The following is a 21784-nucleotide window of genomic DNA, read 5'->3' on the forward strand; positions in this document are numbered from 1 at the left end:
ATGCCTTCAGGGAACAATGCCTTTTTGGATGTTGAGCGCCAAAAAAGTCATATTCAAAGGCCGTTTTCCCGGGAAAAAGTCCTACTAATGAAACTTCAACCACCGTTTCAAGCGCCGCTTGAAATGCCTCAAATACTTTCTCATGGACGTAAATCCTGCAACTACTAGATTAGGCCGCTCAATGCAGTGGAGACCTATGAAAAATGATCGTTCTGAACAGGGAAGTGGGCGAAGCGCTAAGACGTGACAAATACGTCAACGTTCGCGGTGGGGACTTCAACCTCTACGGTCATTTCGGCGATTTTGTCCGGCTGACCAAAAGCTGGGAAAACATGGAGCCCGACAGTTACTACGGCCAGGCCGAGTCAGGCATGCGTTTTCGCCGCTACAGCGACTTCCAATACAACCCTACGACCCGTGAGCTCAGCCAGCTCGAACACCGGGCCTACATTCAGTCCAAGGCCAACAACAGCTATGTCGGCGGGCTGGAACGGCACTTCCAGGACTTCTCCAACGAAGTGATCAATTCGCCGGTGATGCGCAGCCTGATCGACACGGATTTCGAGGTTTACAAGAACGTCCTGCCGCAGGAGCTGCACGATGAAATCTGGCAGTGCCAGATTCATCAGATCCGCATCGAGATCAAGCCCGGCAAGCAACTGGAAATCACCCCCGAAGGGATCCACTGCGACGGCTATCCGTTCAGCGGCGTGCATTTCTGGGGTCGCCATAATGTGGCAGGTGCCGAAAGTCGCTTGTACAGCGCCCAGGAAGAGCAACTGGCGGCGACGACCTACGAGGACATCCTCGACACCACGTTTTTCCTGGATCGCGACATGCGCCATTACGTGACCCCGGCGCGCAACACCCATAGCCATGACATGGCGTATCGGCAGATCCTGGCCATTTCCTTCTCGCGGCCCGGGACCGCTTTCGACATTGTTCGCTGAACGGCTCGAACCCATGGACGACCCGACGCAGCAGGTCCTGTTGCGCCGGGCCATGGTCCGGGACGCCGAGCGACTGGAGCGGTTCTTTCGCGGTTTCGACGAAGTGTCGTTCTGCGAATGGCAGGATGCCCGATTCTTGCGCGGTGTGTTGTTGCAGGACACCACCACCGCGTACCTGGCCATCGATGAGAGCGGTGACGTGGTGGGCGCCGTGATCGGCGGCATGCTCGGTACCCGTGGCACGATCAATCACTTGGCGGTCAGCCCGCAGCATCGCACCAAAGGCCTGGGCCAGCGCCTGGTTGAAGCCGCATCGGCGGACATGAAGCGGGTCGGCGTGCTGCGCATGTTCCTTTTCGTCGACGATGCTAATCTGGCCGGCAAGCGCTTCTGGGCGGCCCAGGGGTTCTGTGAGCCCCGGGGTGAAATCACCTTCGAGAGAGATTTATGAACAAGACTTCCAGCCAGCCGCTGGCGGTCGAACCACAAGCCTCGCGTACCTTTGCTGAAGCCAGTCCGGTGGTAGCGGGTTATTTCACGGTTTCGTTTGTGTTCGGTCTGATGGCGGTCAACGCCGGGTTGCCCCTGTGGTTGCCGGTGGCGATGTGCCTGTTCGTCTACGCGGGCGCTTCGCAATTCGCGGCGCTGGCGTTGATTTCCAGTGGCGCGTCGCTGACCACCATCGTGCTCACCACGTTCCTGATCAATGCCCGGCACATGCTGATGTCGGTCTACATGGCCAAGGCCCTGCGCGCGCTGGGGCTCAGTCGTTTCGAGCGCTGGTGCTACGCGGCGGGGCTGACAGACGAGTCGTTCGCGTTCCACAGCGTCAAGCTCGGCAGCGGGGCACCGGTGAGCGTGCGCTACCTGGTCGGTTTCAATCTGTTCTGCCACACATCTTGGGTACTCGGTGGCTTGTTGGGCGCCGTGTGCGCGCAATACGCGGCGCACCTCATCAAATACCAGCTCGACTATGCCCTGACGGCGATGATGCTCTATGTGCTGGTTTCATTGTGCAATACCCGTAACAAACTGATCGCCGCCCTGGCGGCTGTCGTCTGCATGGGCGGGCTGAGCCTGCTGGGCAGCTCGCCATTCAATGTCTTCATTGCCACGTTCGTAGGCTGCGGGGTGGGCGTATGCCTGACCAAACGTTCCTGATCCTGGTCGTGGCCCTGATGATGGCCGTGACCTTCCTGCCGCGCGCGCTGCCGTTGCAGATCAATACCGACCATTGGCCGCCCTTCGTCGCCCGCGCCCTGGAATACCTGCCAGTGGCGATCGTCGCTGCCATCAGCCTGACCCCCTTGCTGATCAAGGACCAGCAGATACAGCTCGATCGCCCTGAGCTTTATGCCGCGATTCCGACGCTGTTATGTGCGTATTTCAGCCGCAACCTGTTTCTCAGTGTGGCGGTGGGCACGGCGGCGTACATCGCGCTCGGCTCGTTCCTGTAGCGTCAGGTCCACCACATCGTGCAGCGCCTGGCCGGGCAACTCCGGATTGTTCACCGCCAGGCGGACCTCAAGGAAATCCTCGAAGTCCGGGAAAATCGCCAGGCCGTTGCGCAGCGCGGCTTCCCGAGACACCAGCCCCAAGCCATCGAGCTGAGTGATCAACGACAACGTCAGCGTTTCACTGCAGGAATACACCATGCGCTGGCTCGACCCGTATTCACCCAGGCCGGCGTCGAGAAAGCGCAGGAAGCTGTGGGAATACGGACATTCTTCTGCCGGACGCACCTGAAACTTGTCACCGAGCAAGCCAAGGGAATCGTCTGCGTCGCCACAATGGGCGCCGACCACCCGCACCTGCACATCCGGCATGGTGATGCTGGTAAAGCCGCCCTGTTGCTGCCCGATCAGGATCGCCAGGTCAAAGTCTTCATTCCTGAGCTTGCTCAGGTTCTCCATCGACTCGGCGTAGCTGAATTCCAGCTGATACTGAGGGAACACGGCAATCAACCGGTCGATCATCCGCCGGTTGAAATCCGCCGGCAGGGTGGTATTGAGCGCCACTCTGAGGGTGCGCTGTCGCGGCGTCTTGAGCGCTGCCACCTTCTCCTCCAACTGGCGGGTGGCCACCAGCACCTGATCCATGAAAGGCGTCAGTTCCGAACCTTGGCTCGTCAACGTCAGGCCCTTGTTTGAGCGCCGGAACAACCGGAAACCGAACTGTTCCTCGACCTTGTTCAACTGCGCCGCCAACGCCTGCACCGTGAGGCACGAATGCTCGGCCGCTGCCGACAACGAGCCGGTCTGCACGATACGCATGAGGTTGCGTAGGATTCTGCTATCCATGAGGTAATGCCCTCTACTTAAGTGGGCTCGCTATTTTTGTGCACCTGGCCCGTGCCAGGCAGTGCATGCTGGCTATCATCATGCACCTTGCCACGCTTGTCGCGATTTTGTGCCGAAAAGCGCCGGGAGGCGATGGTTGAGCTTATGCGGGATTTGGGGATTTTGCCCAGTCGATGCTGGCCGGGATCAGTTAGCAGGGTCATAGGTGGACTGTCTTGCGAAAAATCCTGCGTGAGTCTCGGAGCACTCCCAACATCATGGCTGATCGCTCTGATATCCGTCCTTGGAAACTCAGGTTGAAATACGCCCCTTAATACAAGAGATGCCAAACCTGCCGTTATCCATGCAAGGCCGCTTATCCACCTGACGTTGACCCATGGCGGCAGTCCCACCACAATGTTTTTGAGGTAGCGCCAATGTAGCTACAAATTTAGCAATGAGGTTTATTTCATGGGTGCACTATTAAAAACCACCGACGTGCGTTGCCGCATTGATGAGGACTTGAAGGCCCGTGCCACCGAGGTTTTGAACGCCTGCGGATTGAGTGTTAGCGACGCGATGCGTCTTTTCCTGCGCCAGGTTGTTGAGACTCAGGGGCTTCCATTCGAGATACGAGTGCCTTCGGACAAGACCGCCCGGGCCATGATTGAGGCACGGGATATCCGTCAACGATTCAACTCGATAGACGACATGCTGAGAGAGGCTGATGGCGAAACCGGGAGAAAAGCAAAAACGCGCTGAATTGCCGAAGCAATGTGCATATACGTCTGAATTCAAAAAGTCCTGGGAGCGTTACAAACGGGCAGGGCGGCGCGATATGAATGAAGTGCGTCACGTGATGGTCATGCTTTTTTTGGGTGAGCAGCTACCGAGCGAATACATGGATCATGCCTTGACGGGTAACTGGGTTGGATTTCGAGAGTGCCATATTGGCGGTGACTTTCTGTTGATTTATGAGCATTCACGCCCGAACCTGGTTACGTTTGTTGACTTGGGAAGTCATGCCGAATTGTTCAAATAGGACGTCTGTGGATTCCACTTGCGAATAAAAACTTAAAAATAATCCACATCTGTACTATCCTCTAAGCACCACCCCGCGACAAAGGAGCCCTCACCCATGGCGACTTCCTCCATCACCCTCAACGCACAGCAACAATTGGATTCCCCGGATGCGGGTCGAGTCGCGTTGAAATTTTTCTTCAATCTCATGGCGCTCTGGGGCTGCAGCGTCGAGCAGCAGCGCACATTGCTGGGCAAGGTGGGAAACACGACCTTCTACAAATACAAACAGCTGCCGGAAAACGTGAAGCTGCCTCGCGATACGCTGGAGCGCATTTCCTACCTCATGGGTATCCACAAGGCGCTGAGCATTATTTTCAGCAATAGCCGGGACCGTGCGTATCAATGGGTCAGCAGCCCGAACACTGCGGCGCCGTTCAATGGCCAGTCGGCGCTGTCCTACATGCTGACCGGACGGGTAGTGGACATCGCCGATGTGCGGCGATACCTCGACGGAGTACGCGGTTGATGGTGCCACCATTGGCGGACCCGCAATGGAAACGGGCCTATCGCATCGTCAACAGCAGCTTCCCACCGATTTCGCTGTTTGAAGACGTACTCGACCCTGAAGATTTGCCCACGGCCTATGCCCTGGAAGCGTTGACTAACGATCGGCTGATGGAGCAAGCCGGCGTGCTGTCCCGGGTACGCCCCGAAGACCGTATTTCCGGGCCCGGCTCTTCGCCGGTAATGGCGGCGTTCACCCACATCGGCAAAAGCAGCCGCTTCAGCGACGGCACCTTCGGCGTCTACTACGCGGCCAGCAGCCAGGAAGCCGCCATTGCCGAGACCTGTTACCACCAGGCGCGATTCCTTGGCGCAACCAACGAGCCAGACCTGGAGTTGACCATGCGCACCTACGTCAACAAGGTCGTCAAACCGCTGCACGACATCCGCCACGACCACCCCCACCTCCACAACCCGGACCCTACCGCCTACGGCCCGTCCCAAGTGTTTGCCCGGCAGCTGCGTGAAACCTTGTCCTGGGGGCTGCTGTACAACAGCGTCCGCCTGCCCGGCCATGAATGCGTGGCCGCGTTTCGCCCGCCGGCGGTTTCGATTCCGACGCAGGGCAAGCACATTCGGTATGTCTGGAGTGCCCAGAAGCGGGAGATTTCGTTTGTGTTTGAGGTGAGCGAGGTTTGAATCAGGTTTTTGCGGTGTTTTATGGCTGGGCAATAATTATTGCCCAGCCATAATTTTCAACAATTCGTGATTATTGAAATCAGAGGTTGCCACGCTGCCAACAGGAGCAAGCCTCGTCACAGAAGCGCAGTCGATTGATCAAATCTTGAACTGCTGCACCGAAGCCTGCATCGACCCCGCCGCGTTGTTCAATTGATCCGCGGTTTGCGTCAGGGTGTGAATCGAACGGGTGTTCTCACGGGACTGCTCGGCAATCGACTCCACTCGCTGGGCCATTTCATCACTGGCCTTGGATTGCTCGGCAATGGTCTGGGAAATTTCCTCCACCACTTCGGCCGCATGCCGGGCACCGGTGCGAATTTCACTGATGGACACCCCGGCCTGCTGGGCCAGGTTGACGCCTTCGTCCACGCGGCTGACACACGCCTGCATGTTCGCCACCGCATCCCGCGCGCTGGACTGGATGCGCTCGATCATCGCGGTGATTTCCTGGGTGGACTGGGTCGTGCGCGCCGCCAGGTTGCGCACCTCATCGGCCACCACCGCAAAACCACGCCCCGCCTCACCGGCACGGGCGGCCTCGATGGCGGCGTTGAGGGCCAGCAAGTTGGTCTGCTCGGCGATGCTTTTGATCACTTGGATAATGGAGTGAATGTCTTCGGACGACGCGTCCAGTGCCGTGATCTTGCTGGACGACTGGTTGACCACCTCGGCGATCCGGTTCATGCCTTCCACCACCCCGAGAATCACCTGGCCGCCGCTGCTCGCCAACTGCTCGGACTGCGCCGAGATCGTGCGGGCGCTGTCGGCGTGCTGATGGATCTGGCTGATGTTCGCCATCATCTGTTCCATGCTGGCCGCCATGCTCGTCGCGCTATGGGCTTGCTGATCGGCGCTGGACACAATTTGCCGCGCCGTATCGCCCAAATTCCGGGACGTGCCATGCAACTCATCGCTCTGGCCGCGGATCGTCGCGATCATCTGCCGCAGATTGGTCTGCATCTGCTCGATCACACCTTGTAACTGACCCAGCTCATCCTTGCTTTGAGCCCCCATCGAGCGCTGCAAATCCCCTTGGGAAATCGCCTGGGTATTGAGGATGATCTTGTTCAGCGGTGTCAGCACCGCCTTGAGCAGGCTCCACGACAACAGCGCCAGCGCCACGCAGGTGGCCAGCAACGTCACGATCAGCCAGCGTTCCGAGGTGTGAATGCTGCTGTCTTGATGCTCACGAGACGACTGCGCCTGGTTCTCGATCAACTCGCTCACGGCCTCGTTGCGTTCCTCCAGCGCTGAAAACGCCGTGTCGAACTCTGCGCGCAACGCATGGCCATCCTGGGAACCACTCAGTGCCTTGCCAATGATTTGCTTGGCTTTATCGATGTAGGTTTCGACTTGTGGCTTGAGCTCGACAATCGCCTTGGCGACATCCCCTGGCAACTTGGCCTCGGCATTTTCGGCGATGACCTTGCGCATCCGCTGCGTATGCTCATCGAACGCCTCCAGCACTTCCTTCGCCCCCTGGGCATCCCCCGGCTTCACCAGCAGAGCGGCGAGCACATCAGCACGAATGGCATCGTGCATCATGTCCGCCTCCATGTGCTTGCGCATGGCCGAAATACTGGTCTCGTTCTGCACCAGGGCCTTGGTCATGGAGTGATAACCCCACAACCCGATACCGCCAAGCAACAGCGCAAAAGAAAGACTGACCAACCCCGAGCCTATGACCTTGGTGCGGATCTTCATCGCTTACTGCTCCTGGAGCGGGGGATTCTGGGAAAGTGTAGTCGAGTGCCAGCAGAGCCCTGGCACAGGCCATGTTCTTATTCAAGGCTATCGGCGCAGGGAGGAATTAGATGAGCCTGTGGCGAGGGAGCTTGCTCCCGCTGGGGTGCGAAGCAGCCCTTTTTTAAGCTGCTTCGGCAGATAGAATCCAATGCTGCCCCGCTCGTGAGCAGCATTGGGCTTGCAGCTCTTAAGCCGGATTACTCCCCGGCGCCTCCAGCACCTTCACCACGTCATCAATGACGGCCTTGCTCATATCCTGCAAATAACACGATGCCCAGGCATACCGATCCGTGCTGCGAATCATCGCCGCGTCCTCGGCCAGGACCTTGGCAACGTGGAGCAGGTCGGAAGCGTGGGACAGGGCTTCGCCGATGGGTATGCCGCTGTTGACGCGGAATAGCGGGCGGTCGGAGTGGTAGGAGAAGGGGGTTAGGCCTGGGGTTTTGAGGTCTTTGGGATGGGTCATTGCGCACCTCCGTTTACCAATTGGCGGCGGGTGGTGACTCGCAAATCTATAAAGCGAGACTGCAGCAGATCCATGGCATGCATCGATAAACTCCCATATCAAGTGAGAGCTGCCACGTTCGTTCTCAGGCGAATGGGTGGCAGCTGTGCGCAGGCTGAGAAACCGGAGATACAGGAACCCGGCAGACCCGAAGGTCTCCCACGCACAGCCGCCATTGCACGGAATGCGGACATAAAAAAACGCCGCAAAACGTGGTTCGGGCGCTGTAGCGCCTGCATCTTACTCGGGTTCTCAGGCCCGGTCGCTGAATTGGCAGCGACAGTTGGAGAGTAGCTGGCGATGGGGGAGGCTGCAATCGTGGCGCGATGCTGGCGGGGAGAGGTTTAGGTATTTTTATAGATGGGCAATAATTTGCCTCGCTGTCGAAATAGCCGGCTGTCGACGCGCGAAGATAAGCGATTGGAGGAAATATCCAATGGATGATGAATACGAGCAATTCCAGCAGGACGTGCTCGAGTCCGCGTATCAAATGACATCGGGAGAAACCTCGCAGATTGTGCCCAACCAGGGCCAATTGCCTTCCATGGCAGTCCTGATGGACGAGGATGATGTGGTCTTGATCCATAAGGCGCGAGAGCGGCTTGCTGCTCCCCAACGAGTTAAGGTTTCACTGGACGATCTATAGCCCTGAGTTAAGTGGGTAGGTAGAAATGGCGCGGTCGGAAGGATACCTGCCATGAGTGATCGTGAAGGCAGTGCTTGCTCATGCCGTGCTCGGCGTAGGGGGAGGAAGTGCAGCGGGCTCAAGCTCAGGCCCATCAACCGCTAGAAACAACAAAGCCCTCGCATTTCTGCGAGGGCCTCGTCTTGTATGGTGCGGCACCAGGAGTCGAAAAATCGGACTTTTTTAATTCAATACAATGAGATAACAGCTATGGTTAATCTGCTATACCCCTAAAGCTACCCTAAGATTTTGCAGTTTTTTCGCTAGGGATTATTCCCATAGCAGGTGCAACGATGTGCTTAATAAATTTCAGAGTCTGCTTTTAGACTTTTGGCCTGCTGAGAGCCATCTTTAAAATCAGGCCGAAGTCGTAAATTTCTTTGATTTAGGCTGCTAAAGCTGCATTTGAGTTATACAAAATTCTCTAAAAATTCCGCGAGAGCATCTCCTTGGGAGTCTACCTGAGAAGAAAGCATGTTAATTCCCCATTGGTTAAGAATGGCTTCTTGGACGGGGTTTGGTCTAGGTGAAAATATGTATGACCGAGGCTGTGCCTCACTATTGCAGTTGGCCTTCCAGATTTTGGATAACTTGTAGAATAGAAACCTTAAATTTATATCGGCAAGTCGGTAACCAATGAATAGTACTGATTTGCCAAGCACGTCCGATCGCAATTTAATATCTAGAGGTGTTTCGAATTCTAATCTTTCAAAATAACTAGTTTCATCAAGTACTATCGAGGTGTCATCATCGAAGTCTCCGTGAAACTTAATTATTTGAGTGCTTCCAGGTCTTATCTTAGTTACGTCAGATACTGATGCTATTTTGGTGTATGGCTTTTGGAAGTGATCGAATGTGTTTTCGATCCATCGATCATAGTTTGTAGTATAAATTATTGGAAAGTTGGCTTTTGCAATCAGTTCATGAATTTTCGACGATTCGATATTGATAGTCGGAGCATGCCAGCTTCGGTCCATCCAGCTTCGGAGGGGACCGATACTACCTTTTTTGATCCTATAATATTCGGCAAGGGCGTAATGATCGCCAAATGTCTTATAAATCTCAGGGTCATACCCTAGTTCTTGAGCGATTTTGTCGATCAGTTCGCCCCAAGATGGAAGCCCCAGATTGGTGGATACTCCAGCACCAACGAAAAGTATAACGTTGCCTTGCTTAAAAGATGATAGTAACTGTTCCATCAAGTATTTCCATCTTTAAGAAACTGTTTAAATTTATCGAATGCAATACGCCTCATCGATATGTCATTTTTTCTATCCCCCATTTCCGCGAAAGTTTCAGTAAAGCCTTCTGGAATAAAAACACAATCCCACTGAAAGTCTCTGTTTCCTCGGGGTTCAGCAGATATGGTGCCTTTTATTGCACCTTCAAAAAGATGGATTTTCATAGAGTCGCAATATCCAATTATCGTTTTTGCGACCAAGTTAGTATTTTCCCCGGATCCAAACAGGGTCGAAAATTTGTCAGCTTGAAGCTTGTCCCAAAAAATCTGCGTTAATCCACCTGGGAAGCCATTGAGGCTGTCAATATAGAGACCAGTATGCTCGACGAAAACAGGGCGTCCTATTATATTGAAAGCCTTCAGTAATTTATCTCTGACCAAACTATCAACATTCTCGGTTTGGATTTCATCAATTGAGTATCGGGCAGCAACGACCTCTACCCCAGTATCCTGAAGTATTTGTTGGACTTCTTGGACTTTGAAGTTGTTTTTTGAAACAAATCTAATTTTCATTTTGATCTTCCATGAAGCTATATTTTCTTTGTAAGGTCAGCATGTTCTCGAGGATGGCACTATTTTCTGTTTCTTTATAAAACTCATTATAGTCATCGCTAATGCTCGCACCGTGAATCGCCGGATTGTCCGAGCAAATAACGAATGGTACACCGAATTTTATGAACTCACATACAGGGTGGGACTCGCTTGATTTTACAGCACCTGTTAGGCGGTTGCTAATAGGGCATACCTCTACACATATATCGCGCTTGTGCATCAATTCCATGATTTTCGTTGATTTGAATGCGGCTGTACCGTGTCCAATCCTGTCAGCATCAAACTCGGTGATAGCTTCTATAATATTTTGGGGGTTGCCTGTTTCCCCTGCGTGTATAGTGACTTTTAATCCTAAATCAGATTTTGCTTTCCGATATAACTGAGGGAGCTCTGTTGGAGATACGGTATCTTCGTTGCCAGCTAAATCTAGTCCTACTATTATTCCAGGCTTACCAATAGATGCATAAGCGGCTAAGAGGGTGCGTAGATGTTCCGCAGCGTAATCCCCGCGTGAAACCGTTAATATCAGTCCGCCCCTAATACCGTATTTTAATGAGGCGCTGTAAATCTCTTCGGTCAACCACAAAAGCGCCTCGGGTACTGTGACGTTATTAAGAAGTGCAAGATAAATTACGCTACTCCGCAACTCGACAAACTTTACATTTTGAGCTACTAGGTTTTCGAATGCACTAAAAACCATTAAATTGAGAGCTGTGCGACCTTGAGGAATAAGCCTTAAAACTTGCCAAGGCTTTAGATATGTCTGAAGGTCAGGGGAAGGTGTAAACCTGGTGAGGTCTCTTTCTAAATTAAAATTATCAGGAATTTCTGCTCCCTGCTGCTGGAGTAAATCAATAACTAGTCGAGTACTGACGAGGCCATTTAAGTGTACGTGTAGCTCACCCTTTTCCATGCTTTTAAAATCGTGCTCCATCAGAGAGGTCTTCATCAATAAAAAGTTGATCTAGAGGCTAAATTGCGCTGGTAATATGAAGGGTGCGAAATAGGCAGTAAAGATCTCTAGACTTATAATGGGTAACAAGACTTTAGACACAGTTACAAGCTGAAAATCCTTGGGTGTCGATTTTATTAGATTTATGCTCATCGAGTCCGGACGTACTGCTGGGGGGCATCCCATACCCCCTTTTGATATATTGGTTCAGAAGCTAATTATCTTGGAAATTACTTCAAGAGCTCAATTCGCTTTCTTCTAAACTTGAACCAATAACGGATAGCTCAAAGTTGTTAACTTCGGCCATCACATAGGCCAGATGGTGGCTAGTGTCATTGGTAATCCATTGTGGGTGCCCCCCCATACACTCTTTCTTGCTGCATTCTAAAATACGGTTATCACCCCAGCTAAAGGTTTCCCCCATATAGTATCTAGACTCAACAACAGTTTTGGCGAGCCCCCACATTTGTTGACCTTTTCCAGGAAGCTTCATGGAGTGACCGCGAACTATGAAAAAGTGCTTATCGATCGTATATCTGATTTTTCCATTAGCGTGAGGGTTTCGAATGCCTTCGTTACTCGACGGACCTCGTACACCATAGTCACTGTAGATGATCCGCAATTTCGGATTGCTTTGACGGATCGCTTGCCATACCAACATTTCTTTGCGTGGAATGATATCTGATGTATCGGGTTTCTTTACAGCTAGATCAATTGATTTAGGCAGTGAGCATCCTGATACAGCAATGTAGCTGAATGCGTATTTTTCAAGGATAGAAAGAATCGAATCTACCTTATCCAGCATGTCTACAACGGACCAACCGGTCACGTCGCCAAAATCAATTAGGCAAGAGCAGTTGCTTGGTTCAAGTGACAAACCGTCTAAGATAGACTCAATGTTCTCTTCGAAAAACTCTGGCTCTTCGGTGTCCTCTAAGGCTTGAAGATCAAGGCGTATACAGGACTGATGTAAAAGTTCTGGATCTAAGTTTTGTAGTGCCAATCGATAAGCTTGGTTTTCCCAGCGGTCATATCCGATTATTGGACGGATATTAACTCCGAGCGCAGTGAGTCTGCCATAAATATATTGGACGATATGCTCTCCAGACTCTACAGTCGCGTCTGGTTGCCAATGGAAGGCATCGACCATCGATGTTCTGCCTTTCCATACAGCGGCAATCCTATCAGTCACTTCGTTTAGGTACGCTGTGGTCAGATGAGCGCATCCTTCAAAACGCTTTGCTTCAGTAATGTTCTTGCCGATACGTGGGATTTCAAACAAAGGGCAAGTTCGGTCGGCAGTTATCTTGCTCATTTGAGCAACTGCTTTGAATTCGCTATCCATTGCTTTGAGAACAGGTATGTATCGAGGGGTCATTTGAAAACCTCGTAATCAGCTGTGGATAAAAACAACGATTTTACTTGGTGCTGCCCTGTCAAATCTGGAAAGCTACTATAATTTCCAGATTCTTTCCTCAATCTACCGGCAATTATAGCTGGATGGATTCTAAGCTCTCTTGCTAATGCCTCTATGTTTTCTCTATTTGGGGAGATGAAGGCATCGCTTCTTCTCCAGATTCCTCTAGGAATAAATGCCTCTCGCGCCAATCGATTCGCTTCCGCCTCACGCCGATCCTCCGACTCTGTATTAAGATCGTCTAAAAAGGCATCTTCATTCCCTACATGCTTCCAAATATGGGCGACCTCATGAAGCAGCGTGAACCAGAAGTTGTCTAGCCTATCGTATCTCAGTGTTAACGCGACAATTGGAGTGCCATCATTATCTTTCAGAGCTGCACCGTCCAATTGAGTGCCTTTAAGGTGAGGCTCAATTACTACTGCTATTCCTTGCCTTTCCAAATACTCTACAGCAAGTAGCGGGCCGCGTTCCGACCAGCTAAGTTGTGCGAGCTCTCTTAAAAAATTGCTGGAAATATTTTCACTGTTGAACGGGCCAAGTTTTGGTTTTCTTATACGTGCGGATTGTATTACTCTAGCTAGCCAAGCATAAAGGGAGTATTGGGTTGTTGGAGATTTTGCTTCTCCCGAAAGCGTTCTTCGAAATGCTGCGGCTCCGAACTGTAATCCTGCGTCTGAGATGAAATGTTTAACAATCTCTTCAACCGAAGTTTTTGCTTGAAATGAAAAGTTTTGCAGCCATCCCCTACGTGTCATTTCTTTAATTGGAAATTTCGACCAATCTATATCTTGTTTTGTTTGCTCGTTATCAGGGCTTGATAAACCTATAAGAGTTTCTGCAGATATGCCCAGTCCAAGTGATAATGCTCGAATCATTTGAACGGTTAAAGGTCTTTTTCTATTTAAAACTTCTGAAACCCGACTGCTGGTACCGAAGTAGGGAACGAGGTCTGCCTGCTTCAATCCCTTTTCTTGCATGCGAAAGAGAATTGCATCAATTGGATCTGGCGGCTCAACTGGGTACTTACTATTTTCGTAGGCTTCAAGTAGGACAGTGAGTACTTCAAGTCTGTCACTATCAGTAGTGTAAAGGGATGGATTTTTGGCCATCAGTACCTGAACTTCTTCAAGGTATGCTCGGTACTGTTCGTCTGTCCGGATAACCTTAGTGTCCATGGGTGTCTTCGCTAACTTTTAGATCTGTAATAAGGGCTACACCCTGCGGGAAGACGATTAACAGTTGTATCGTTAAGCCGCCATTACATACAGGGAATAAAAACGTACCATTGCCAGTGTTTTTGGCATTTGGGAATTGGCTGCTCACTTCAGTGGGATGCTTCCAGTGAGCGCTCATGACCTCAGACGCCCAGGTTCGCACCCACTTCTCAATTTCGCTGCCGATGCCTTTCAAGCTGGCTAGCTTTTCACGTCCGATGAGTCGCATATTTTTTCTTCCCGATTTGGGAGGATAATGCTCGGATTAGATAAGGCTGTCAATATCCCAATTTGGGAAAACCATCTATGCGTAAGCGTCAGTGCTTTTCCCATGAAGGCTTTCGCGTGATGGTTGCTCTCTTGGGGGTGGGGCGAAAATCCACAAGGTCGTTTCTCCTTGTTTTGACTGACTATCATTCCCACAAGCTATGGGTCTAGAGCAGACAATTTGATGGTACGTAACGTCCAGGTCTTTCCGGCCCTTTTGCAAACCAAATGCGCGGTAACCAGATAGTAGGCCCGTGTGTAGGGGGAGTGCTGGGCTAGATGAATGTCGAAAAACCAGACGAGATGCTTTCGTTGCCAGGTCCAAGGATTGTCTCGTTGCCAGCGATCAGAGATCGCCGCTTGAATGATCTTTGCCTGGCGTATATGACGCTCGCGTGTGGCATGCGATCCGGTCAGGACGGCAGCCAAGAAAAGCTCGATGTCGAATGGCTTACTCACGTCCTACCGCCGATATAAGCTGACACAATGTCGACCCTGCCGTGGCCCAGTTCATAGCTGATTTGGGTTCTGGTCTCCTGATCGAGACGCGGGTCGAACTGGTAGCATCTGCCTCCGTTGATCGGCGCTTGATGGTGGGAGAGTTGCTCATAGCGTTCGCACGCATAGGCCGCCCGCAATTCGTGAAACCCTTTAAGGTTGTGCGTATGGAGGATGTCCCGGGCAGGCCGAACGACGCACTGCCTGAAGTCGCGAAAGCTTTCGTGCGGAGCTAACAGGTTGCGGCTACCGTCGGGCGAGACTTGTTCGGCAAACCTCAGCGCGTCACGAATATGATCATCTACCGTAATCCATCGATGTGCCGACGCACCCGAGCGCCCACCTTTGGTGCCATCCTGGATGTTGATCCTGCCCAATTGGTTTGCCTCACGTTTTAGGCGTACAAGGTCGGCCAAGATAGCCTCTCGCAAGCGCATTCCGGTGGCTCGTGCCAACTGTGTAATAGCGGCGGCACGGGGATGCTGTTCGCGAAGCGCGTCGATAATGCGTATCACCTGTTCACGATCCTGACCTTGCGGTATCCCTGCAAGGTCTGCCGATCAATTTGCCGCGCATCGTTGAACCCCGGTCCATCTTTTGATCGACACCATCGTACAAATGCTTGCCACCGATCACTGTGTGCTTTGACGGTCCCGTAATGCCCGCCGCCAAACAGATATCGTAGCGCTTGCGGCCCGGCATAGCTCAGTTGCCGACCATAGCCAAAATTGCGCCCATCCCGTCTACCGACCAATCCCATGACCAAACTCCTCTCGAAGCCACACTTGTAAAACCTTCCCCACGTCATCCCGCCAAGAATGTTGAGTGTTATCAGGGATCAAGGCCCCTGCGACCTGTGAGGGTTGTCCACTAACGCGGGACTGACGGCTCTTTACGACCGGGAGCTTGGGCATCTCATGATCAGGCCTCCTGAGCACTTCCGAAGAAGTGGGCGGGTGGAGGCTGCACTGGCTGACGAGACCAGCGCCGCGAGATCCTGAGTCAGGTGAAGGCAGTGAAGCGATGACTGGGGCATGCCTGACTGTCAGTCAGGTGCAGTCCGTTCCGTGGGCTGCGGCACCATCATCTGCATCGCTGTTGCTGGTGACTTCGGGTTTGTCACGCCGATTGTCACGAGGGGGAATGCTGCAAAGCCTTGTATGACGTGGCTTGCAGCAGTGGTACGAGCGCCCGTCTCTTTCCAGGAGAAAGAGACGGGCGCAGGTTGGCGCAATGAAATGGCCAAGCGGATAGGTTGCTGCAGTGCAGCTATGAAAGGGAATGAGTTGCCGCAGTGGGCACTCTGGTAGAAGTAGGCATCCATCACATTGTTGTGACCGTGCGAGCCACCGGACGCTAATCGCACTTTGGGAGAACCACCACCGTGTGGCGTAGCCTTGAAGGTTCTGGCTACCTGGGTGCTGTCAAAGACAGCGCTTTGCCCGATCTTTTCTACGCCTGTGGATAATTTGGGTCAAGGCTCCAATTTTCGGGAGTTCTGCGGCTGTGGATGAAATTATCCAGCGGTGGAAATCCGTGGTTTTCCACAGACAGTTGCGTGGGCTTTAGATTTTTTAAGTGAGGTCCATCCAAACAGGGCGGCTTTGCAGCCCTGTTTGGATGGACCCGCGTGGCAGAGCAGATTGCGAGATTCTTATGGATGTACGCTTGCTTTACTGCGGCATTTTAAAAGCCAAAGCAGTGTTAGCACCGTCGGCCAAAACAACGTGTTGAGAACGTCGTGAGCGCTTGCCTGCCAGCGCCAGTATCCGAAGCTTCCAATATCGTCTCGCCGATCTACCCACTCGCCAGCACACGCAATGATGAAAACAACCAGCCAGCCAAGGTATGGCCTGAATCGTCGGGTGCCAACGGTCAACGTTAAATAGACTGCCATGCCCAAATAGATATGCAGCGCGTCTTTTGACAGCCCGGTTGCCGACACGATGGCGAGCTTGATGCTTTGTGAGGTTGAGATATCCATATCAATTCCTCCTCTCTGCGCCATTGCCGGACTTACGCTAGACCCCATTGCTGTTGATCTTTCCAATCATTTGGAAATCCCATGACTAGCAGATGATCCACTTCCTGCTGATCCATGATTTCGGCCAGGCGGAGCTTCCACTGGCTGTCTGGGCTGATCAAATCGGTTAGGTAGGCCAGCATCGTCAATACGATGTATAGCCGGTGTTTGGGCTGAGGCCGGTCGGCGGGAGCCGTTGGGATGACCCATTCTTTAGGTAAGGATGGTCGAATCGAGAGCTCCCGGTTCCATAGCCGTGAGTGGTGGGCACAGCAGTTTCGAATGAAGGTCAGCGTGTGAAGCCAGGAGGCCAATACTTCGAAGGGCAGGCTGAATCGGGTGGCGATAGCTTTCTTATCGGCGCTTCTGCCTATGGCATTGAAGAGGGTAGATACCGTCCCAAGGCTGAGTTCTTCCAGGACCGCCCAAGCGGGTGGCAGCTCAGGGTGGGCATAGGTTGCACCGTAATATCGGAAGTAGTTGTCACGCATGCGGTTTTCGATCCGCTGTTGCTGGAGCCCATCGGTCTGTCGGCCCTTTCTGATGCGGTCGATATCACGTCTGAGTTTGCTGCGCTCCTTATTCATTTGCTCCCGCATCGGACGCAACAGATCGGGGTGTGAGTATGACGAGGAGAAGACTGACGCGTCAGCTATCCAGTCAGGCCCGTATTTTGGACACATATAATTGCTGATGGTCGCTCGTATGGCGACTTCGACACGTTCGATGGCATCCATGGTGATGCGCCGCAACGAACCATCGAAGCGGTAGATGTCGACGATTGCCTTCAGTGTGCTGCCTGGCTTGAACGTGTGTTCAGGGTCTGGCTCCTGAAAGGGGCGCATGTAGGGACTCAGGCGAAACAGCGTGACCACTTCGAGAAAACGCATGGCCCGATCATCGTTGGCGATGTGCAAGCCTCGTTGTTTCAGCAGTTCCAATTGCTGTTCTACGCTGAGGGCCGGTTTGTCGAAGGGCCTCATGTAGTTTTCTCCAGGCAAAAAAAACCCGCACGATTTGAGCTTGCTGACTGGGTCAACCTAGGCTTGGCGGGTGTGTTGGGGTGCATTATAGGTAGGTGTAAGAAGCCGTCAACGTTGCACTGACGTGAAATTGTAACGAGTAGACGCGCGAGTAAAGCTTGGTCTGTCGATGCTGATAAGGCGGTGCTGGACTTTATCCAGCTTCTAGGAGGTTTAAACCTCCCAGAAACAACAAAGCCCTCGCATTTCTGCGAGGGCTTCGTTTTGTATGGTGCCGGCACCAGGAGTCGAACCCGGGACCTACTGATTACAAGTCAGTTGCTCTACCAACTGAGCTATACCGGCGTGTGGGCGACGATTATAGCGATTGGGTGCGTTCTGTAAACCCCTGAATTCTGACTATTTTTGCACGACCCATACTCAAGCGCGGTGCAGCAGGTTGCGCAGTTTGTTCAGGGCTCGCCAGGTGCGGCTGTTTTGCATGGCCTGGAGTTGGGCTTCGGCCTGTTCAGCCCGTTGCAGGGCGGCGCTGAGCTGTTGGTCTGCGTCGTCGATGGGGTGGCTGAATTTGTGGCCTTTGCAGAGTTGGAAGCCGTCGAGGTTGCACGGAGGGATGTCGAAGGCAGGTTTGAGGGCCAGGTGTTCTTCGGCGAGGTAGTAGGTGTTGATGCCGTCGAACAGGATGGACTGGTAGCCGGCGCCGGTCACCAGGGTTTCCCAGGTCTGGTCGCGGGCCCATGGGGTTTCGATGAGGATGATCCATGGGCGCCAGCGGCTGAAGTCCATGCCGCGCAGGACGGTTTCTTCGTGGCCTTCGACGTCGATTTTCAGGAAGTGGATGGGGCGGTCCTGGGCGTATTGCTCGCAGATGGAGGCCAGGGTGCGGGATTGGACGGTCTGGTTGCGCACGTCCATGCCGGCATCGCGGTGTTGTTGGGCGATGCTGGCTTCTACGGTGGAAAGGCCCGTGTCGGCGATGGTGTAGAAGGTCAGGCTTTCGGCGTTTTCGCCGGCCACGCATTGCAGGTTGATGTCGTGGGGGCGTTGTTGGCAGAGCGCGTCGTAGTAAGCCGGCACCGGTTCGATGTTGATGCCGCGCCAGCCGCGGTCGTAGAACGCTCGGGTAACCGAATCATCTGTCGGATGGTTGGCGCCGACGTCGAGGTAAAAGCCGTTTTCCACCGATTGAAGGGCGCGCCACAGGCGTATGTCTTCGAAGTTCTGTGCGTAGGAAATGAACGTCACGGCCAGTCCTTGCGTGTGTCGGCATTATGTCAATCACGATACGTGGGGCTGTTGTATAGCACGGGCGTGGTGGACGCAATTATTGGCGCGGCACAGCACTGAATTCGGCGGTTATGTCGTTTTGCTTAGACGCTTATGCACAACGGGCAGGATGGGGCCGGTGGAACCTTGCGATTTTGTGACCGCTTTCGCGTTTCGTCGCAAATCCCTGTTTTCATGGTTTTTTATCCATGTGAACAAAAAATGACCAGCGTTGATTGGGTCAGGAAATGGCGAATTTCTTGGATCCAGGTTTATTTCATCAACAGAGTTATCCACAGGGTGTTTCGTCTCAGCAACGTTCTGCCAGCAACAGCAGATTGCGCGGCGTCAGCAGTGTTTCGCAGAAGGTGCCGAGGCGAACCTCGTAGCCTTTTTGAGAAAGGAAAAGCGCTCGGTCCAGTACCAGCCAAAGTTCCAGGGGGCGCCGGAAAAGGCCTCGCAGCAACTCCAGGTTGCGCACCTCGGACAGGCGCTGATGGCCTGCTGCTTCCAAGGCGACCCAATCAGGCGCGCCGACTGTGGATAAGTCTTTGAGGGCCGTCAGGTCGGTACAGTATTGGGCGAAGGATTTTTCCAACCAGGCGCTGGGCAGCGAGGGGGTGGGCAAGTAGTCGTCGCACCCTCTGATTTGTCGTTGCAGCAGGTCGAAGCCCAGGCGCCAGGCCATGGATTGGTCCCGTTGTCTTCTGACGCGCGCGCCAGCGGTGACGGTTTCGGTCAGCGGCAGGCTGAGATCGTCGAGCGACAGCTGTAGGGCAGAGCCCTTGGCCGCGTCGGACAGCGCTTGATAATGCTCGCTGCTGATGCGGTTGTAGCAGCACGGCGCGATAGCCAGTTGTGCACAACCCGCGGCGCTGGCCAGGTGCATCAAGCGCACATGCAGGTCGCCGCAGGCGTGCAGGGCTACAGGCGTGTGCTCGCGGTGGAGCGCCTGGGCGGCGTCCGCCGCCAATACGTCTTGTTGCAGGTGCGTGGCGGACAGGTGATGGCGCTGGCTCAGTTGTTGGCCGTTGGCGACCAGTGCGGGGTCGTACTCCAGGCAGGTCAGTTGCTGCTCAGCGTGCAATAGGCGTCGACCGAGGTGGCCTTTGCCGGCGCACCAATCCAGCCAATGGGTCGGTTGGGTGGTGAAGTGCAGGCGGCTGGCGAAGGCTTCGATCTGCTGCCATTTGCGTCCGGGCACGTCGACGTTGAGGCGATGGCCTGGTGCTTGGAGCGTGCTGGCCGGCAATTGTGCAACAGCGCTCAATGCACGGGAGATAGCGGCCAGTTCCGGGAATGGCGTTGGCGCGTCTTCCATCAACCAGGGCTGATGATGATCGTTTTCTGCAGCCTCCAGCGAACGCTGGCGTAGCCATTGGGACAATTTCGGGTGGGACGTTTCCCAGGGCAGTTGCAGATGGGTGAACGGACGCGGTTTCCACAGTGCCTGGTGCGCCGTGAGAAAAACGTCCAGCGCGGTAAAGCGGGCGAGCAGGGCCTCGCCCGTCAGCACGCCGCTGTCAGCGCCCTTGGCAGGCATCGACGCGCAACCAGCGCTCCAGCTGCTTGAAGCCTTGCACCAACAGGAAGGACATCAGCAGGTAGAACATGCCGGCCGCGAAGAAGATCTCCACCGGCAAGTAGGTCCGGGCGATGATGGTGCGGGCCATGCCGGTGAGTTCCAGCAAGGTCACGGTGCTCGCCAGGGCGCTGGCCTTGAGCATCAGGATCACTTCGTTGCTGTAGGCCGGCAGGCCAATGCGCGCGGCGCGGGGCAGCGTGATGTAGAGCAACGCCTTTGGCCGGGACATGCCCAGGGCCCGCGCGGCTTCGATCTCGCCCCGGGGGATGGCCTGGATTGCGCCGCGCAGGATTTCGGCGATATAGGCGGCGGTGTGCAGGGTCATGGTGGCCGTGGCGCACCAGAACGGGTCCCGCAGGTACGGCCACATTGCACTGCTGCGCACGGCATCGAACTGCGCCAGGCCGTAGTAAACCAAGAACAGCTGGACCAGGAGCGGTGTGCCACGGAAAAAGAAGATGTAGGCGTAGGGCAACGCCCGTACGTACCACAGGCGCGAAGAGCGGGCGATGCCCAGTGGAATTGCCAGCAACAGGCCAGCGATCACGGCGATGGCCACCAGCTCCAGGGTCAGTGTCGCGCCTTGGGCCAGCTTCGGCAGCCACTTGATGATGACGTCCCAGTTCATTGGGTGCTCCTGGTAAATCCACGGGCGGCGCGTCGTTCCAGCAGGTGCATGCCGATCATGGCGAGCACTGTCAGGCCCAGGTACATGAACGCTGCAACCGTATAGAAGGTGAACGGTTGCTTGGACACGGTCACGCCGATTTGTGCATGGCGCATGATCTCTTCCAGGCCGATCACCGAGACCAGCGCGGTGTCCTTCATCAGGATCATGAACAGGTTGCCCAGGCCAGGCAGGGCGATGCGCCACATCTGCGGCATGATCAGCCGGGTGAAGATCCGCCACTTCGACAGGCCCAGGGCAACGCCAGCCTCACGGTGGCCCTTGGGGATCGCCAGGATCGCGCCGCGAAACACTTCGGTGGCGTAGGCGCCAAAGCACAGGCCCAGGGCAATGACCCCGGCGGCGAAGGCGTCGAGGGCGAGGTCGGGTTTGCCGAAATACTCGCCCAGGGCACGCATCAGGTTGACGGTGCCGAAATAGATCAACAGCACCCAGAGTAATTCCGGGATGCCGCGAACCAGTGTCGAATAGGTGCCGCCCAGCCATTGCAGCGGCTTGTACGGTGAGGTCTTGGCCAAGGCGCCGAGCAGGCCGAGCACCAGCCCCAGGCTCAGGGCCGACAGTGCCAGCTTGACGGTCATCAGCGCGCCGGCGGCGAGCGCCGGGCCGAATCCGTAGAGATCGATCATCATGGGTGTTTGTTCATATCGCGGCAGGCTTTGC

24 protein-coding genes, 1 tRNA gene and 1 pseudogene are annotated in these 21784 nt (G+C 54.2%); 9 read left to right on the forward strand and 17 right to left on the reverse strand.

Going from position 1 to position 21784, the window contains the following annotated elements; all coding sequences use genetic code 11:
- Nucleotides 1-203: 203 nt before the first annotated feature.
- From GFU70_RS01730 to GFU70_RS01745, 4 genes are read left to right on the forward strand one after another with little or no spacing between them, the layout of a single operon-like run.
- Nucleotides 204-950 (forward strand): 2OG-Fe dioxygenase family protein, encoded by a 747-nt coding sequence (locus GFU70_RS01730; RefSeq protein WP_058544977.1) that lies wholly within the window; start codon nt 204-206, stop codon nt 948-950.
- 13 nt (nt 951-963) lie between these two features.
- Nucleotides 964-1401 carry a GNAT family N-acetyltransferase gene (locus GFU70_RS01735; RefSeq protein ID WP_175360550.1) on the forward strand — a complete coding sequence of 146 codons (438 nt, stop codon included), beginning with the start codon at nt 964-966 and terminating at the stop codon, nt 1399-1401.
- Nucleotides 1398-2111 (forward strand): AzlC family ABC transporter permease, encoded by a 714-nt coding sequence (locus GFU70_RS01740; RefSeq protein WP_003196767.1) that lies wholly within the window; start codon nt 1398-1400, stop codon nt 2109-2111. Before GFU70_RS01735 ends, GFU70_RS01740 begins: the two co-directional genes overlap by 4 nt.
- Complete coding sequence (locus GFU70_RS01745; RefSeq protein WP_058544978.1) at nt 2090-2407, forward strand: AzlD domain-containing protein; 318 nt, start codon at nt 2090-2092, stop codon at nt 2405-2407. The genes GFU70_RS01740 and GFU70_RS01745 overlap by 22 nt, the downstream gene beginning before the upstream one ends.
- Here the strand turns inward: GFU70_RS01745 and GFU70_RS01750 are convergent.
- Nucleotides 2324-3250, reverse strand: a complete 927-nt coding sequence (locus GFU70_RS01750; protein ID WP_058544979.1) for a LysR family transcriptional regulator — start codon at nt 3248-3250, stop codon at nt 2324-2326. The two genes, GFU70_RS01745 and GFU70_RS01750, sit on opposite strands and share 84 nt — an antisense overlap.
- Nucleotides 3251-3700: 450 nt before the next feature.
- Between GFU70_RS01750 and GFU70_RS01755 the strand changes: the two genes are divergently transcribed.
- The 4 genes from GFU70_RS01755 to GFU70_RS01770 all read left to right on the forward strand — a co-directional run bounded on the left by GFU70_RS01755 (nt 3701) and on the right by GFU70_RS01770 (nt 5455).
- Entirely contained in the window at nt 3701-3991 is a 291-nt protein-coding gene (locus GFU70_RS01755; protein ID WP_041475661.1) for a type II toxin-antitoxin system RelB/DinJ family antitoxin, read from the forward strand.
- Complete coding sequence (locus tag GFU70_RS01760) at nt 3957-4271, forward strand: type II toxin-antitoxin system YafQ family toxin (protein ID WP_058544980.1); 315 nt, start codon at nt 3957-3959, stop codon at nt 4269-4271. The genes GFU70_RS01755 and GFU70_RS01760 overlap by 35 nt, the downstream gene beginning before the upstream one ends.
- 96 nt (nt 4272-4367) lie before the next feature.
- On the forward strand, nt 4368-4778 hold the full coding sequence (locus tag GFU70_RS01765) for an MbcA/ParS/Xre antitoxin family protein (RefSeq protein WP_003196771.1): 411 nt from the start codon (nt 4368-4370) through the stop codon (nt 4776-4778).
- On the forward strand, nt 4778-5455 hold the full coding sequence (locus GFU70_RS01770) for an RES family NAD+ phosphorylase (protein WP_153387509.1): 678 nt from the start codon (nt 4778-4780) through the stop codon (nt 5453-5455). The genes GFU70_RS01765 and GFU70_RS01770 overlap by 1 nt, the downstream gene beginning before the upstream one ends.
- A gap of 138 nt (nt 5456-5593) precedes the next feature.
- Here the strand turns inward: GFU70_RS01770 and GFU70_RS01775 are convergent, their stop codons facing one another.
- Together GFU70_RS01775 and GFU70_RS01780 are read right to left on the reverse strand one after the other, a co-directional pair.
- The gene (locus tag GFU70_RS01775; protein WP_153387510.1) at nt 5594-7201 is read right to left on the reverse strand and encodes a methyl-accepting chemotaxis protein; all 1608 of its coding nucleotides are present in this window, start codon (nt 7199-7201) and stop codon (nt 5594-5596) included.
- Nucleotides 7202-7430: 229 nt separating this feature from the next.
- The gene (locus tag GFU70_RS01780; RefSeq protein ID WP_057449173.1) at nt 7431-7709 is read right to left on the reverse strand and encodes a DUF3077 domain-containing protein; all 279 of its coding nucleotides are present in this window, start codon (nt 7707-7709) and stop codon (nt 7431-7433) included.
- 475 nt (nt 7710-8184) lie between these two features.
- Between GFU70_RS01780 and GFU70_RS28915 the strand changes: the two genes are divergently transcribed.
- Nucleotides 8185-8394 carry a hypothetical protein gene (locus GFU70_RS28915; protein ID WP_193034272.1) on the forward strand — a complete coding sequence of 70 codons (210 nt, stop codon included), beginning with the start codon at nt 8185-8187 and terminating at the stop codon, nt 8392-8394.
- 449 nt (nt 8395-8843) lie between these two features.
- Here the strand turns inward: GFU70_RS28915 and GFU70_RS01790 are convergent, their stop codons facing one another.
- The 14 genes and pseudogenes from GFU70_RS01790 to GFU70_RS01855 form a co-directional block, all read right to left on the reverse strand.
- Nucleotides 8844-9632 (reverse strand): SIR2 family NAD-dependent protein deacylase, encoded by a 789-nt coding sequence (locus GFU70_RS01790; RefSeq protein WP_153387511.1) that lies wholly within the window; start codon nt 9630-9632, stop codon nt 8844-8846.
- On the reverse strand, nt 9632-10186 hold the full coding sequence (locus tag GFU70_RS01795) for a non-canonical purine NTP pyrophosphatase (protein WP_112196100.1): 555 nt from the start codon (nt 10184-10186) through the stop codon (nt 9632-9634). Before GFU70_RS01795 ends, GFU70_RS01790 begins: the two co-directional genes overlap by 1 nt.
- Complete coding sequence (locus GFU70_RS01800) at nt 10176-11159, reverse strand: adenosine deaminase family protein (RefSeq protein WP_153387512.1); 984 nt, start codon at nt 11157-11159, stop codon at nt 10176-10178. The genes GFU70_RS01795 and GFU70_RS01800 overlap by 11 nt, the downstream gene beginning before the upstream one ends.
- A gap of 253 nt (nt 11160-11412) precedes the next feature.
- Nucleotides 11413-12555, reverse strand: coding sequence for a beta family protein (locus GFU70_RS01805; protein ID WP_112196101.1), 1143 nt, complete (start codon nt 12553-12555; stop codon nt 11413-11415).
- Nucleotides 12552-13772 carry an ImmA/IrrE family metallo-endopeptidase gene (locus GFU70_RS01810; RefSeq protein WP_153379197.1) on the reverse strand — a complete coding sequence of 407 codons (1221 nt, stop codon included), beginning with the start codon at nt 13770-13772 and terminating at the stop codon, nt 12552-12554. Before GFU70_RS01810 ends, GFU70_RS01805 begins: the two co-directional genes overlap by 4 nt.
- Nucleotides 13762-14040 (reverse strand): type II toxin-antitoxin system HigB family toxin, encoded by a 279-nt coding sequence (locus tag GFU70_RS01815; protein ID WP_058418254.1) that lies wholly within the window; start codon nt 14038-14040, stop codon nt 13762-13764. Before GFU70_RS01815 ends, GFU70_RS01810 begins: the two co-directional genes overlap by 11 nt.
- A 493-nt stretch (nt 14041-14533) precedes the next feature.
- Nucleotides 14534-15336: pseudogene (locus GFU70_RS01820) on the reverse strand (integrase domain-containing protein).
- 894 nt (nt 15337-16230) lie between these two features.
- A complete protein-coding gene (locus GFU70_RS01825; RefSeq protein ID WP_153387513.1) occupies nt 16231-16560 on the reverse strand; it encodes a hypothetical protein in 330 nt (109 codons plus the stop codon).
- Nucleotides 16561-16592: 32 nt separating this feature from the next.
- Nucleotides 16593-17582 carry an Abi family protein gene (locus GFU70_RS01830; RefSeq protein ID WP_153387514.1) on the reverse strand — a complete coding sequence of 330 codons (990 nt, stop codon included), beginning with the start codon at nt 17580-17582 and terminating at the stop codon, nt 16593-16595.
- Between the two features lie 269 nt (nt 17583-17851).
- Nucleotides 17852-17927 (reverse strand) — tRNA-Thr (locus GFU70_RS01835).
- Between the two features lie 75 nt (nt 17928-18002).
- The gene (locus tag GFU70_RS01840) at nt 18003-18827 is read right to left on the reverse strand and encodes an FkbM family methyltransferase (RefSeq protein ID WP_153387515.1); all 825 of its coding nucleotides are present in this window, start codon (nt 18825-18827) and stop codon (nt 18003-18005) included.
- A gap of 331 nt (nt 18828-19158) precedes the next feature.
- Nucleotides 19159-20391 (reverse strand): methyltransferase, encoded by a 1233-nt coding sequence (locus GFU70_RS01845; RefSeq protein WP_153387516.1) that lies wholly within the window; start codon nt 20389-20391, stop codon nt 19159-19161.
- Entirely contained in the window at nt 20372-21061 is a 690-nt protein-coding gene (locus GFU70_RS01850; protein ID WP_116643371.1) for an ABC transporter permease, read from the reverse strand. Before GFU70_RS01850 ends, GFU70_RS01845 begins: the two co-directional genes overlap by 20 nt.
- The gene (locus GFU70_RS01855; RefSeq protein WP_064106967.1) at nt 21058-21753 is read right to left on the reverse strand and encodes an ABC transporter permease; all 696 of its coding nucleotides are present in this window, start codon (nt 21751-21753) and stop codon (nt 21058-21060) included. Before GFU70_RS01855 ends, GFU70_RS01850 begins: the two co-directional genes overlap by 4 nt.
- Nucleotides 21754-21784 lie beyond the last annotated feature (31 nt).

Origin of the sequence: Pseudomonas brassicacearum, assembly GCF_009601685.2 — a bacterium.
GTDB classification, from domain to species: domain Bacteria; phylum Pseudomonadota; class Gammaproteobacteria; order Pseudomonadales; family Pseudomonadaceae; genus Aquipseudomonas; species Aquipseudomonas kilonensis_B.